The 14,344-nt window shown below is 71.6% G+C and carries 11 protein-coding genes; 6 read left to right on the top strand and 5 right to left on the bottom strand.

Going from position 1 to position 14,344, the window contains the following annotated elements; all coding sequences use genetic code 11:
- Positions 1-41: 41 nt before the first annotated feature.
- Positions 42-617 (top strand): DUF3043 domain-containing protein, encoded by a 576-nt coding sequence (locus tag ACGH48_RS08230; RefSeq protein WP_123312925.1) that lies wholly within the window; start codon positions 42-44, stop codon positions 615-617.
- A 476-nt stretch (positions 618-1,093) separates the two neighbouring features.
- Here the strand turns inward: ACGH48_RS08230 and ACGH48_RS08225 are convergent, their stop codons facing one another.
- The 3 genes from ACGH48_RS08225 to hisD are packed head-to-tail and all read right to left on the bottom strand — an operon-like array spanning position 1,094 to position 4,009.
- Positions 1,094-2,161, bottom strand: a complete 1,068-nt coding sequence (locus ACGH48_RS08225) for a quinone-dependent dihydroorotate dehydrogenase (protein WP_396291111.1) — start codon at positions 2,159-2,161, stop codon at positions 1,094-1,096.
- Between the two features lie 5 nt (positions 2,162-2,166).
- Positions 2,167-2,688 (bottom strand): transcriptional regulator NrdR, encoded by a 522-nt coding sequence (gene nrdR, locus ACGH48_RS08220; protein WP_396290977.1) that lies wholly within the window; start codon positions 2,686-2,688, stop codon positions 2,167-2,169.
- 13 nt (positions 2,689-2,701) lie between these two features.
- Positions 2,702-4,009, bottom strand: coding sequence for a histidinol dehydrogenase (gene hisD / locus ACGH48_RS08215; RefSeq protein ID WP_396290976.1), 1,308 nt, complete (start codon positions 4,007-4,009; stop codon positions 2,702-2,704).
- 52 nt (positions 4,010-4,061) lie between these two features.
- Between hisD and ACGH48_RS08210 the strand changes: the two genes are divergently transcribed.
- The 4 genes from ACGH48_RS08210 to ACGH48_RS08195 all read left to right on the top strand — a co-directional run bounded on the left by ACGH48_RS08210 (position 4,062) and on the right by ACGH48_RS08195 (position 9,792).
- Entirely contained in the window at positions 4,062-5,438 is a 1,377-nt protein-coding gene (locus tag ACGH48_RS08210; protein WP_396290975.1) for a hypothetical protein, read from the top strand.
- The gene (locus ACGH48_RS08205; protein WP_396290974.1) at positions 5,435-6,886 is read left to right on the top strand and encodes a glycosyltransferase family 2 protein; all 1,452 of its coding nucleotides are present in this window, start codon (positions 5,435-5,437) and stop codon (positions 6,884-6,886) included. The genes ACGH48_RS08210 and ACGH48_RS08205 overlap by 4 nt, the downstream gene beginning before the upstream one ends.
- The gene (locus ACGH48_RS08200) at positions 6,886-9,534 is read left to right on the top strand and encodes a glycosyltransferase (protein WP_396290973.1); all 2,649 of its coding nucleotides are present in this window, start codon (positions 6,886-6,888) and stop codon (positions 9,532-9,534) included. The genes ACGH48_RS08205 and ACGH48_RS08200 overlap by 1 nt, the downstream gene beginning before the upstream one ends.
- Positions 9,535-9,633: 99 nt before the next feature.
- Positions 9,634-9,792 carry a hypothetical protein gene (locus ACGH48_RS08195; protein ID WP_396290972.1) on the top strand — a complete coding sequence of 53 codons (159 nt, stop codon included), beginning with the start codon at positions 9,634-9,636 and terminating at the stop codon, positions 9,790-9,792.
- 9 nt (positions 9,793-9,801) lie between these two features.
- Here ACGH48_RS08195 and ACGH48_RS08190 read toward each other — a convergent pair whose 3' ends face one another.
- On the bottom strand, positions 9,802-10,533 hold the full coding sequence (locus tag ACGH48_RS08190; RefSeq protein WP_396290971.1) for an SGNH/GDSL hydrolase family protein: 732 nt from the start codon (positions 10,531-10,533) through the stop codon (positions 9,802-9,804).
- Positions 10,533-12,551, bottom strand: a complete 2,019-nt coding sequence (locus tag ACGH48_RS08185) for an acyltransferase family protein (protein WP_396290970.1) — start codon at positions 12,549-12,551, stop codon at positions 10,533-10,535. Before ACGH48_RS08185 ends, ACGH48_RS08190 begins: the two co-directional genes overlap by 1 nt.
- Before the next feature lie 239 nt (positions 12,552-12,790).
- Between ACGH48_RS08185 and ACGH48_RS08180 the strand changes: the two genes are divergently transcribed.
- Positions 12,791-14,335 (top strand): hypothetical protein, encoded by a 1,545-nt coding sequence (locus ACGH48_RS08180; protein ID WP_396290969.1) that lies wholly within the window; start codon positions 12,791-12,793, stop codon positions 14,333-14,335.
- Positions 14,336-14,344 lie beyond the last annotated feature (9 nt).

The raw sequence follows: 14,344 nt of genomic DNA, 5'->3' as shown, positions 1-14,344 counted from the left end.
AGAGGACGATCCCGCACGCACAACGCCGTTAGGAACGCACCGTGGCGAAGGCAGCCCCCAAGACCAACACGACCGTCAACCCGACCGAGGAAGAACTCCTCGAGCAGGGCAAGGGCCGCCCGACGCCGTCCCGCCGTGAGCGCGAGGCCGCGAACCGCCGTCCCCTCGTCGGCAACACGCCGGTCGACAAGAAGGCCGCCCGCGCGCGTCTCAACTCCGAGCGCGAGCGTGCCCGGGTCGGCATGGCCAACGGCGAGGAGCGCTACCTGCCGGCGAAGGACCGCGGTGAGCAGCGTCGCTTCGTCCGCAACTGGATCGACGCGCGCTGGAACGTCGGCGAGATCATGATGCCCGTGCTCGTGCTGTTCCTGATCGTCGGGTTCGCCGCCTCGCAGACCGCGATCGCGTCGTACTCGCTCCTGCTCGTCTGGGCGTTCGTGGCCCTGTTCGTGCTCGACTGCGTGGTGCTCTGGCTCTCGATGCGCCGCAAGCTCACCACCAAGTTCGGCGAGATGCAGCGCGGCACGTTCCTCTACATCCTGACGCGGGCGTGGCAGCTGCGGTTCCTGCGCCTGCCGAAGCCTCAGGTCAAGCGCGGGCAGTACCCCGCCCTCTGACCCCAGCGCCGCTTTCCGAAGCGCCGTCCGGCCTCGCCGGGCGGCGCTTCGTCGTTCCGGAGCGCGCGGCTCGGGTTGGGGTTCGGGGCCCGGGCCCCGCGACTCGCCGCATGCGTGCCGCCGAGGTTTCACGACCCGCCGCGTGCGTGCCACCGAGGTTCCACAGCGGCCCCGCTGGCGCGCCGAGGTTCCAAAATCTCGGAACCTCGCTGGCCGCATCCGGGCGTGGCGACGCACCGGCGGACGGGAGGCACGGGGCGGGGTCGCACCGTGCCTCCCGTCCCAGGGGTGGTCGGCGAGGTTCCACGACTCGCCGCGTGCGTGTCGTCGAGGTTCCACGAACGGCCGCTGCGGGCCGCGAGATGCCGAGATTTCGGAACCTGGAGGGACGGCGGAGTCGGGACGGCGGAGTAGGGACGGTCGGGCGAGCGGGCGATCGGGCGAGCGGGCGGGCGGGCACGCCCGCGCCACCGCGCTCAGCGGGCGGCGCGGCGCAGCCGCTTGCGGCGCAAGCGGTTGATGCGGGTGGCCCAGCTCGGCCCCTCGTAGAGGAACGCCGTGTAGCCCTGCACCAGGGTGGCCCCGGCGTCGATGCGGTCCTGCACGTCCTGCTCGGTCGTCACACCGCCGACGGCGATGACGCAGAACTCGGCCGGCACCGCGGCACGGACGCGACGCAGCACCTCGAGCGAACGCGCTGCGACGGGCGCGCCGGAGAGTCCCCCGGCACCCATCGCCTCGACGTCGGCAGGATCCGCGGTGAGTCCTGATCGGGAGATCGTCGTGTTGTTGGCGATGATGCCGGACAGGCCGAGCGACACCGCGAGATCGGCGATGGCGTCGACCTGCTCGTCGGTCAGGTCCGGCGCGATCTTCACCAGCACGGGCGTGTCCCCGGCGGCGTCACGGACGGCGGACAGCAGCGGGCGGAGCTGGTCGAGTTCCTGCAGGCCGCGCAGCCCGGGCGTGTTCGGGGAGCTGACGTTGACGGCCAGGTAGTCGGCGAACGGGGCGAGCCGACGCGTCGACTCCAGGTAGTCGTCGATGGCGTCCTCGACGGCGACGACACGGCTCTTGCCGATGTTCACGCCGATGACGGGCCGGCCCGGGTTCCGGCGGGCGCGCTCGAGGCGTCGGGCCGCAGCGCCGGCGCCGTGGTTGTTGAAGCCCATCCGGTTGATGAGCGCGCGGTCCTCGATGAGCCGGAACAGGCGCGGACGCTCGTTGCCCGGCTGGGGCTTCGCGGTGATCGTGCCGACCTCGACGTGCCCGAAGCCGAGCAGGCCGAGGCCGCTGATGCCGCGGGCGTCCTTGTCGAACCCGGCGGCGAGGCCGAAGCGGGACGGGAAGTGGATGCCCATCGTCGTGATGCCGTCGGCCGCCGAGGGCCGGGAGTAGCGCTCGACCAGACCACCCACGAACGGCACGTGCGGCAGGGCCTTGATGACGGCGAACGCCAGGTGGTGGGCCCGCTCGGGGTCCATCTTGGCGAAGACGGACCGGAAGACGACGGCGTACCCGGAGCGGACCAGGCCTTCCGCGATGCCGCTCACGCGCCGGCACCGGCCGACGAACCGGCGGCACCCGCAGCCGAACCCGCAGCACCCGCCGACGCGCCCGCAGCGTGGTGGTCGCGGCGGAGCTGGCCGATGGCGTCCTCGAAGTCCTCGAGCGAGTCGAACGCCTGGTAGACGCTGGCGAACCGCAGGTAGGCGACCTCGTCGAGCTCCCGGAGCGGCGCGAGGATCGCGAGCCCGATGTCGTTGGCGTCGATCTGGCTCGAGCCGGACGACCGCACGGTCTCCTCGACGCGCTGCGCGAGCACGGCCAGGTCGCCGTCGGTGACCGGGCGCCCCTGGCAGGCCTTGCGGACGCCGGAGACGATCTTGTCGCGGCTGAAGGGTTCGGTGACGCCGTTGCGCTTGACGACGTTGAGCGACGCGGTCTCGGTGGTCGAGAAGCGTCGTCCGCAGTTCGGGCACTGTCGACGGCGGCGGATGGAGGTTCCGTCGTCGCTCGTCCGTGAGTCGACGACGCGGGAGTCCGGGTGGCGGCAGAAGGGGCAGAACATGTCGTCGCCCAGGCTATCGGTTCGTGCGCTCCGTCACGGCGGCACCGTGCGCGGGGAGCTGCTCCTCGGTCGACAGGGCGACGATGTGCGCGGCGACCCCGTCGAGCGCCGACGCCGAGTAGCGGATGACCTGCTGCGGCCGCAGGAACGTGGACGCGGACAGGCCGGACCCGAAGCGCGCCTGACCTCCGGTCGGCAGCACGTGGTTCGAGCCGGCCAGGTAGTCCCCCAGGCTGACGGGCGTGCTCGGTCCGACGAACACCGCTCCGGCGGCGTCGATGTCGGCGAGCACCGCGTCGTCGTCGGCGGTCTGGATCTCCAGGTGCTCCGGTCCGTACGCGTTGCTCACGGTCGCGGCGTCGGTGAGCGAGTCCACCAGCACGATCGCGGACTGCGGTCCGTCCAGGGCGGTCTGGAGGCGCGCAGCCGTCCTGAGCACCGCCGTGCGCTCCGGGACGGCGGCTTCCACCGCATCGGCGAACGTCGCCGACGTCGTCACCAGCACACTGCCGGCCTGCTCGTCGTGCTCGGCCTGGCTGATGAGGTCGGCGGCGACGAACCCGGGGTCGGCGGTCTCGTCGGCGATCACGAGGATCTCGGTGGCGCCGGCCTCGGCGTCGATGCCGACGACCCCGCGCACCAGGCGCTTCGCCGCGGCCACGTAGTTGTTGCCCGGACCGGTGACCAGGTCGACGGGCTCGAGGTCGATCGCGGGGACGCCGTACGCCAGCGCGCCGACGGCACCGGCACCGCCCATCGCGTAGACCTCGTCGATGCCGAGCAGCCCGGCCGCGGCCAGGATGGTCGGGTGGACCGCACCTCCGTGGTCGCGCTGCGGCGGGGAAACGAGCGCGATCGAACGCACACCGGCGACCTGCGCGGGGACGACGTTCATGACGACGCTCGACGGGTAGACGGCCTTGCCGCCGGGCACGTAGAGCCCGACGCGGCGCATCGGCTGCCAGCGCTGGTGCACCTCGGCGCCGTCGGCGAGCGTGGTGACGGAGCCGGCGGGGACCTGCGCGGCGCTGGCGGCACGGACACGACGGATGGCTTCGTCGAGCGCTTCCCGCAGTTCGGGGGTCAGCCCGGCGACGGCTGCCGCGATCTCGGCGACCGGCACCCGGACGTTCGCCGGGGCGCCGCCGTCGAAGCGTTCGGCCTGGTCGTGCAGCGCGTCCGCTCCGCGGTGTCGGACGTCCTCGACGAGCTCGCGGGCGGCGTCGACCGCGTGCGAGACGTCGCCCACGGCGCGCGGCATGAGTCGGAGGAGTTCGGCACGGGCGGGCAGGCCACCACGGAGGTCGATTCGCTGCATCATCAGGGGACAAGCCTACCGAGGTGCACCCCCACGCCCAGTAACGTGAGGGTCGATGAACTTCGAGAAGGCACGGCGCCTCGTCAGCGACCTCGTCCGGGTGAACGAGCGGTACGCGCGGGACGGCCACTACCGCAACGACGTCCGCGAGCGGCTGGGGCGGACGGTGTCCCGCGTGGACGTCGGCGTGGCACGGCGCGAGCGCGACCGAGCACCACTCGCCGCCCGTCCGTTCGAGGGGCTGGTCGAGACGAGCCTCGCCCTGGCGGGCATCCGGACCGTGGACCGCGAGCCCGAGGTGGTGCTCGTGGTGGACGAGCTCCGCGAGGGCGCGGCGTTCGCGGGTGTCCAGACGGCGTTGGCCGTCGCGCTCGCCCTCGGTGCGCGACTGAGCCGGTCGGTCCGGGTGGTCATGGTCCGCTGGACGACGCCGGGCAACAGTGCCGCCGCGGCCGAGGCGCTCGTGGCGGACCGGTTCCCGGAGTCCCGGGTCGACGGCCGCCCGGGCGTCCGCGTGGTTCGTCGCGAGGACGTCCTGGACACCGAGTTCGGCCACGACGACGTCTGGATCGCCACGCACTGGAAGACCGCGCACCCGCTCGACGTCGCGGTCACCGCCGGGGTCGTCCCCCATGACCGGGTGGCGTACCTGGTGCAGGACTACGAGCCCGGCTTCAGCCCGTGGTCGACCGAGTACGCCGTGGCCGCCTCGACCTACCGCGCCGGCTTCCGCATGCTCGTCAACTCGGAACCCCTGCGGAAGTATCTCGCCGACGTCGAGGACCTGGACGTGCCGCCGGAGCGCACCTTCGCACCGCACCTGGACGTCGAGCTGCTCGAGCGCGTCGCGGCGGCCCGGCAGCACGAGGACGTGGTCCGGGTGCTGTTCTACGGACGCCCGAGCAAGCACCGCAACCTGTTCCGGCTCGGCGTCGCCGCCCTGCGTGTCGCGGGGCAGGAGCTCGCGGCCGACGGCATCCGGGTGGAGTTCCACTCGGCCGGCGAGCAGCACGGCGACGTCGAGCTCGACGGCGGGCGCGGCGACGTCAAGCTCGTGAGCCACGGCACGATGCCGTGGGACGACTACTTCCGCTTCATCGCCTCGACCAACGTCGTGCTCTCGCTGCAGCACAGTCCGCACCCGAGCCACCCGCCGTTCGACGGCGCGATCTCCGGTGCCCGCGTGGTCACGAACGAGTTCCGCGGCACCCGGGAGCACCTGCACCCCAACCTGGCAGCGGTCCCCGCCGACGCCCGGTCGCTCGGCCTGGCCGTGGCCGACGCCGTCCGCCGCGCCGCGGCCGAGGGCCCCACCGGCTTCGCCCCGCTCGCCGAGCACGCGCTCGGCGGTCCGCTCGACGCGGCCGTCGACGCACTCGCCACCGCGATCGAGCACGACGACCAGAACCACCACGAGGAGTCCACCCGATGACCCGCACCACCCTCGTCGTCGTCCCCGTCTACGGGGACCTCGAGTCCCTGCTGCGCTGCGTGGACGGGCTCGTCGAGCACCTCGACACGTCCGTGCACCGCGTGCTGCTCGTCAACGACTGTGGTCCCGACGCCGACGCGATCGAGCGCGCCCTGCTCGAGCGGATCGACGGCCGCCCCGGGTTCCGGTACGAGCGCAACGACCGCAACCTCGGGTTCGTGGGCACCTGCAACCGCGCCGTCCTCGAACTCGACCGCGGCACCGACGACGCCGGCGAGGCAGTCCTGCTGCTCAACAGCGACGCCGTCCCCACCGCGGGCTTCCTGGACGCCATGCTCGACGTGCTCGACGAGGACCGCACCGGCGTCGTCACGGCGCGCAGCGACAACGCCACGATCGCGAGCATCCCCTACCGCCTGACGAACCGCGGCGCCGCACGCACCGAGGAGCGCACGCGGGCCGTCTGGGGCGCGGTCGCCCCGCTCCTGCCGGTCTCGCAGGTGCTGCCCGTCGCGATGGGCTTCTGCTTCCTCACCCGCCGCGAGCTCATCGCGGAGCACGGGCTGTTCGACGACGCCTTCGCCCCCGGGTACGGCGAGGAGAACGACTACTGCCTGCGCCTCGCCGAGCACGGCTGGACGTCGCGGATCGCCAACCGCGCGCTGGTCCTGCACGCCGGGGGCAAGAGCTTCTCGGGTAACCGCAACGCCCTCCGTGCTGCGCACCAGCGCGAACTCGAGCGCCGCTACCCGTTCCTGCCGGACGCCGTCGCCGCCTACCAGCGACACGGCTCGACGGCGACGGAGCGATTCGCCGACGCCCTGGTGCCCGCGGGTCCCCCGCCCCGCCTCGCCGTCGACCTGCGACACGTCGCGGACGCCGGTGGCCTGGTCGGCGAGATCGACGCGGCCTTCGCGAACGGCTTTGACCTGGAGGCCCGGCTCGCCCCCGGCACGTCGGCCCCCGGCGGGTGGAGGGTCACCCCCGACGCCCCGAACCCGGACGACCTCGTCACCGTCACCGTCCTCGTGGACCCCACGCCCGCCGAGGTCGTCGCCGCCAACCGGCGGTCGCTCGAGCTCGTCGTCGTCCGGTCCGAGCCGACCTCGACGCCGTGGTCGTCACGAGCGCACCGGGCCGGAGCCGACCAGGTCGCCGCCCTGCTGGACCCGCACGTCGTCGCCACGACCCGCGGCGGACTCGTCGCGGCGCGCGAGCAGCTCGACCGTCGCCTGACCGCGCCGCTCGCGTCGCGCTCCGAGGCCCTCGAGGGCCGCTGGGCAGCGCTCCTCCCCCTCGACCTCACCGCCGCCGAGGTCGCGGCGGCGAACGCCTCCGACGAGGTCACCCGGCTCCGCCGCGAACTCGACGACCTGCGCGCGAGCCGCTCATTCCGCACCGGCCAGGCGATCGCCAAGGTCGCCGCACGACTGCCGGGTCGCCGCTGATGGCCGAGGCGAAGGGCCTCGGCCGCGTCGCGCGACGCCTGGCGCGTCCGTTCCGTGGCCCCGAGAAGCCGTTGACCGTCACGGACCGGCTCGACCGTTGGGCCCGGCGGATCGCCGAGTTCGGTGTCCTCGACCGCGCGTACCTCGAAGCGCAGACCGGACGGACGTTCGACAGCGACGCCGACGCCATCGCCTTCTACGTGCACAACGACGGGCAGCGTGGGCTCTCGCTGCACCCGCTCATCGAGCACGAGTGGATGCGCGAGCACCAGCCCGTCCCCGCGATGTCCTGGTACGACGCCCTGCACCAGGAGGGCCCGGAGCTCTTCCAGACCGGACCGCTCTTCGACGCCGGCGTGTACGCCGCCTCGGTGCCGGACGCCGACCGCCCGGCGTCGACGCTCGATGCGCTCCGTGACTTCCTGCGGAACGCGACCGACGCGACCACGCTCCCCGTGCCTCCCGGTCGCCGTGGCCACGCACCCACCTGGGGCGCCGCACGCGACGCAGCCGTCTCCGCTGCCCGCGCCTTCGCCGACGCGCAGCACCGGACCCGGCGTCGCTACCGGGCCACGTGGGACGGACCCGACGTCACCGAGGCACTCGCCCGGTACCCGCGCGGGGTCGCACGGCGTGACGCGGAGCAACCGCTCGTGTCGGTCGTGATGCCGGTGTACCGGCGTGCCGACGTGGTCGGCGCGGCGATCGCCTCGGTGCGCGCGCAGCAGCACGCGAACTGGGAACTCCTCGTCGTCGACGACGGATCCGGCGACGAGACCGCCGACGTCGTGCGGCGCATCGCCGCCGACGAGCCGCGCGTCCGTCTGGTCGAGCGGGAGAACGGCGGGGCCGGAGCCGCGCGCAACACCGGACTCGCGGCCGCCCGCGGCGACTTCGTCGCGTTCCTCGACGCCGACAACACCTGGCGGCCCGAACACCTGTCCGCCGCACTCGCCGGGCTGCTCGAGACGGACGGGCCCGGCGTCCACACCGGCGTCCGGATGATCGGCGCGAACAACGCCGACGACTCCACCGCCCCCGCCGAGACGTACCGCGGCGAGGACGGCACGCTCGACGACCTGCTCGCCGGCAACTTCATCGACCTGAACGCGCTCGTCGTCCGTCGCGACGTCGCCGCCGCCGCCGGGCCGTTCGACGAGACCCTGCGGCGCTGGATCGACTGGGAGTGGCTGCTGCGCATCGGGAAGCGCTCCGGCGTGCCCGCGTACGTGCCCGTCATCGGCGTCGACTACGACAACGTCCGCGACCCCCGACGGCTCTCCTCCGCGCAGCCCGCATCGTGGCAGGAGGTCGCCCTCGCCCGCCACCGCATCGACTGGGACGCCCTCGCCGACGCCGTACCGGCGCGCGACGCCGAGCTGGTCTCCGTCGTCGTGCCGGTGTTCCGCGACTGGACGATGACCCGGCGCGCCGTGGACGCCGTGCTGCACGCCGCCGACCACGAAGGCGACCGGGTCGAGGTCGTCCTGATCGACAACGGGTCCCCCCGCTCGGTGTCCGCCGTGCTCGGAGCCTGGTTCGGCGACGAACCGCGGGTCCTGCTGCAGCGCGAGGACCGGAACCGGAACTTCGGGCTGGGCAGCGACCTCGGCCTGGCCCGGTCCACCGGCGGCACCGTCGTCATGCTCAACAACGACACCGAGGTCACGATCGGATGGCTGCGGCCGCTCGTCGCCGCGCTGGACGACCCGACGGTGCTCGGCGCGCAACCGCTGCTCGTGTACCCGGACGGGGTCGTGCAGGCAGCGGGCACGGTGTTCGGCGGGGACAAGGTGCTGCCCTGGCACTTCCTCGGCGACCACCCGCGGTACGACGCTTCGCGGGCGTTGGCGGGTGCCGGGACCGACGCCGCCCGGCTGGGTGCTGCCGGTGGTCGCCGCTTCTCGGCGATCACTGCTGCTGCCGCTGCGTTCCGGGCCGTCGACCTGATCCGCTGGCACGGGTTCGACCCGGTGTTCGCGAACGGGCTCGAGGACGTCGACCTGTGCCTGCGGGCCCTCGCCGCGTCACCGGACGGCTCGGCCTTCGCCGTCGTGCCGTCCTCGGTCGTCGTGCACCACGAGAGCCGCACCCCCGGTCGTGACGACGCCCGCGTGGACAACCGGCGCGTGTTCGACGAGCGCTGGCGTGGGCGGTACCCGGCGGCGGACGCAGCAGGGCACTACGCGGCCGCCGGACTGCGGTGGCTCGGGGTCGAGCCGGGACTGCCGAAGGGGCACGCCGTGATGGTGCGGTCGTCGCGGCCGATCGTGGCGCGAGACCTTCTCGGGGCTGCTGGGGCTGCCGGTGCTGCGGGCGCTGCCGGCACTGCCGGTCTCCGCATCGCGGTGAAGCACGACGGGACCCGGGTGGCGGACGTCAGCGCGCTCGTGACGGCGCTCGAGACTGCCGGTCACTCCGTGCAGGTCGACCTGCCGACGTCCTGGTACCGGGCGTCGAGCGGACTGGACGACGTCACGGTGCTGGTCGCTGGCGGTTCGGGAACGGGAGTCCCGTCGTTCGTGCCGCAGCCGGGTGCGCGGAACGTCGTGTGGCTCGCGGCGGGACAGGTCGTGGCGGACGGGGACTTCGCCGAGGTGGTTTCGGCGGATGCCGGAGCCGAGCGGGTCGTCCGGGCGCTGGGCTGAGATCGTGAACCCGGCCTCGCGGCCAGCTCACGGTGGTGTCTGACCGTTCTGCCAGCCTGTCCGAGGCGTGAGCACTGGGTCGCAGCGTACCGTCGCGGCATGTCACTCGTCGATCACCTCGGACGCATCACACACCGCTCCGTGGTGCACTGCGCCGAATGCGGAGACCCGATTCCCCGACGTGATGCCTTCGTGGTCGACGGCGAGTCCTTCTGCTGCGTCCTGCACGAGGTCGAGCACGCCGTTCGGAGCATCTGACGCCGTCGGTCAGCCGACGGTGTCGAGGATGTGCCAGCGAAGGTTCCTGCCGAGAGCGCGGTAGCCATCGATCGAACCGGGGTGGACGCCGTCGATGGAGAATCCGGTCTTCCAACCGTTGCCGTCACGCGCGAAGTCCCACGCGTCGAACCAGTCCCACCCCCTGGTCTGCACGTAGGCGCGAAGCTCCCGGTTGTACCGGACTCCACCGCGTGGATTGGGGACGTAGGGAGGGATCGAGGAGACGATCACCTGCCGAGGCTTGATCGTCTTGACGATCTGGTCGTACGCGGATCGTTCCTGCTCGAATGACACTCCGACCCGGACTGCATTGGTTCCCGCGATGATCACCAGGACGTCCACGTCGCTCAGCGGTCGGACGGCAGCTGCCATCTCCTCGGGGGTCGCTCCCGCGTGCGCCCAGCCGCCCGCGTACTCGATCCGACCGCCCTGCGCGTAGGTCATCCAGCTGCCGGAGTCGAGGCCGTTGCCGAGGTACCCCGACGCCCCGGCGCTGAGCGAGTCTCCGACCACCGCAACCCGGATCGGCGCGCCCGTCGGTGCGAGCGTGGGCGTGCTCGTCGGAGCTCCAGCGGACGGCACCGATGAGGCCGTTGTCGAAGCGTCGATCCGCCCGTCCGACCCCTGCGGCGTGGCGGCCAGGACGATGGGAACCGCGATGACCGCCGCAGCGGACAGGACGAGCACAACGAGGCCAGCGACGACGAAACGAACGCGCACTAATCGACGTCCCGCTCGGCGGCCTCCACGAGGAACGGCGCGAGCGTCTTGCTGTAGGTGGCCGTCATGTGGTGGGCGTCACGGTAGACGATGACCCCGCCGATGACGACCGGGCAGGTGTCGTCACGACAGAAGTACTGGTGGAGGTCCACAGCTGCGATCCCCGCCGCGTCGGCCGCCAGGCCGTTGTAATCAGCACCCCCGAGTCCCTGCTGCTCGGGAACCGAGCACGAGTCGAAGGACCGTTGATCGGCCGGGGCATCTGAGACGCAGGAAAGTGCTTCCGTCGTGATCTCCGGGTTGTCCAGGATCGGAACGACCTTGCTCCCGGCCTCCTGAGCAACCCGCCAGGCGCCGTCGATCGCCGGGACGATCGTGCGCTGTCGCGAGTCGGTCGTCTGCAGGTCTCGATGGGCCGTTGTCAGGATCATGTCGTAACCGCCCCCGACCAGAGCGTCTTGGAGCGCCTGGAGGTAGTCCCGGTCACTTCCCGCCGGAACCGAGTCGGGTAGGCGCCAGACACCGCCGTTCCCGACGAACGTGTCCACGTGCCACCCGGCTCGGGCGGCGCGGTCGCGGAGCCCGGGGATGAGCATCGCTGCGTGGGAGTCACCGACCAGCGCGACCTTCTTCGCGTCGGTTGCCTCCGCTCCGAAGGAACAGCGTTGGAGGGTTGCCTGGCCCGCTGGGCGGTAGCAGGAGAAAGCGCCCCCGGTGTCGTCGAACAAGCTCGCCCGGTCCGGTAGCAGCGCAGCGGCCTTGGGGCGATCGTCGCACGTGTTGGTCGACAGCATCGCGGGTGCGCCGAAGCAATCTGAACCGCTCGAGGCCAGCTTGTTGGCTGCTGCCGCACTCCGAGCTTGAATGGTCTGCGTGTACTGAACGGTCCCGAGCGGGACCGCGGCGACGAGCGCCATGGCAAGGCCCGCTGCTCCGAACGTGAGCACGTTGCGGCGGCGCGCGCTCGGCATCGCATTCCGGGTCGTGTCCTCGACGAACCGCTTCGTGAGGGCCGCGAGCAGCACCCCGGCGACGAGGATCACGACCTTGTCGACGAAGCCGAGAGGGCGACCCGTCGCGAACGGGACGATGACGATCAAGGGCCAGTGCCAGAGGTACAAGGAGTACGACAGGTCCCCGAGCACCTGCACAGGCCCGAAGCCCATGAACCCCGTCGGAGTCCAACGGTCGATCCGTTCTTCTCCGGCGGCGGGCGCACCCGCAACGATCACTGCCAAGGTCGCCAGAACCGGGAGCAGCGCGGTGGCGCTCGGGAACGGGGTCTCCCCGGTGAACAGCAACAGGGTCGCGGCGATCCCCGCCCAGCCCAACCACGAGAGCGCTGAGCGCACGCGGACGTCGACACGCAGCACCCCGGGTTGCACCGCTGCCACGAGCCCACCTGCTGCGAACTCCCACACCCGGATGTGCGTCCCGAAGTACGCCAGGCTCGGGTTGGTCGCCGTGGTGTACACCGAGAGGGCGAGCGAGCCCGCGAAGAGCACCGAGAGCACCACCACGACGCCCCGGTGCGCGTGACGGCGTGCAACGAGGACCGTCAGGAGCAGCAGTACCGGCCACACGAGGTAGAACTGCTCTTCAACCCCGAGGGACCAGAAGTGCTGGACGGGCGTGACGGTGTTGTCCGCGGCGAGGTAGTCGACAGCCTGAGAGGCGAGCACCCAGTTCTCGGCGTAGAGCGTGCTGCCCAGGATCGCGTGGGAGAACTGTGTCCAGTACGTCCTCGGCACGACGAGCAGCACTGCCACCGCCGTCGCGAGGAGCACGAGCAACGAGGCCGGCAAGAGGCGTCGGACCCGACGCGCCCAGAACGTGCCCACGGCGATCCGTCCGGTCCGCGCGACCTCGCTGAGCAGGTGCCCGGTGATCAGGAACCCCGAGATGGCGAAGAACACGTCGACGCCGACGAAACCCCCCGGCAGTCGATTCGGCCAGAGGTGGTAGAGGACGACCGAGAGCACTGCCGCAGCGCGGAGGGCCTGGATCTCGATCCTCACAGAACGACGATGCGACACTGCGTGAGAATAGCGCATTGCTCAAGTCCTGATTGCATCGCGGCACGGCGACGCCACTCCCGCTCCCCGACGGCCCGTAGGATCGTCTGGTGTCGAGATACCTCATCGTCGTGCACGACGACTCAGCCACAGCTTCGATCGACGATTGGCTGAGACTCAGGAAGTCCCCCGCGTCCGAACAGTGGTCGACACGCTTGAACGGGACCTTCTCCGTCCGGATCGTGAGCCCGGACGTCGCCTCGGCCATTCGAGGCAGATCCTTCTTCACGGGTGTCGCGATGTCCGAGGCCGCCTCGTTCGTGGCGTTCGGCAGTGCCGGCTGGCAGCGATCGGACCGTGCGCGACCACGCGGCGGAGTGACCCCGTCCGGCTCGTTCGTGCAGGCCTCCTGGACCCGTCACGAGCTGCGCCTCGGCAACGACCTCTTCGGGACCGTTCCGGTGTTGCAGGCGCACGGACCCGGATTCGTCGCGTTCTCGGACTCCCTGTTGGTGCTCACCGACCTGAGGGATCGCTTCGGGCTCGTCAATTCGCCGAATGCTGAGGCGCTGCTCGCCCGAACCGGCCTGTCCTGGCGAACAGCCCAGAACTTGTCCACCGAGACGGTCGTGCGGGAGATCACCATGGTCGCCCCGGGACGCGGCGTGACGGTGCAGTGCAGTCGCCCGCTCCTCGTCGACACGGACGAGACATCGCTCGGCACGCTTCTCGAATCGAGTTCCGCTCCCGTCGATGCAGCCCGACGGTCTGCCGGGTTCCTCGCATCGGTGCTCCGCGAGGTCCCTGGCACCCTGCCGACGTCCGTCCACCTGTCCCCGGACGGCGACGCCGTGCTGCAAGGCGCACTCGACCTCGCGGGCACCGAGGGAGGAGTCACGCTGCAAGCCGACGCCGGTGCCGTCGAGCGACTGCACGGCCGGGCAGGCGGCCGGGCGATCGAGGCTGTGCCGGAGATCTCGGACGCTGCGGCGTTGTCGGGCTGGGCAGCCACCGGTTTGGGACTGTACGACGTCGTGGCACCTTCGACCCAGGCTGCGCACGAAACAACGACGGTGACGGTGGACTCCGCCGGGAACGCCATTGCCCGACGCATCTGGGGCGCGGAGTCGGCTGAGGGCATGCAGGCCGAATCGGGCCTGGAGGGTGCAGCTGCGGCGGCCTACGTCGCACAGGTGAAGAAGGGGCTGCGATCGATCGGCGGTGATCCGACGTCCCCGTCGTCGTCGCAGCAGCACTACGTCGCCTTCCGAGCCCCTCGGTACGTCTCCGCGGCGCGTTCGGGCCGTCCCGCTGTCCATCCGTTGCACACGCTGAGTTCCGCCGCGGTGGCGACGACGAGCGCCCACTTCGACGGCGCCGACGGACTCGATGTCCTCGAAACGGTGCTCCGCTCTCGTGGCGCACAGACGAAGGATCCCGCTGCGGCAGGGCGTGCCGCGCTCACGCTCACGGAACTCGGTGGTCCGCTGCAGGATTCGGAGGTCCCCGCTCTCAGTGTGTTGGGGAGCGGTGTCCCCGCCACGGCGTCGACCGAACTCTCTGCCAGCATCGCTGCTGCACGGGGCCTAGGCTCCTCGATCGAGAACCGCGAAGTCCTCGTGGAGCTCATGCGAGACCTGGTCGGCGTTCTCCCTGATGAACTGCTGCCGTCCTACGAACCACTGTTGGCGAACGCGCGGTGGCACCTGGTCGACCGACGAGAGCCGTTGGCAGCTGCCGGGCCCAGTGTCGGCAGGCTGCTGTCGCTCGTCTTGTTCGCCAACTGAAGTCCACCG

This window comes from Curtobacterium pomorum (assembly GCF_044497295.1).
Classification (GTDB): Bacteria; Actinomycetota; Actinomycetes; order Actinomycetales; family Microbacteriaceae; genus Curtobacterium.
Note: the sequence above shows the minus strand (reverse complement) of the source record. Positions and strands in the feature narration are given on the sequence as shown.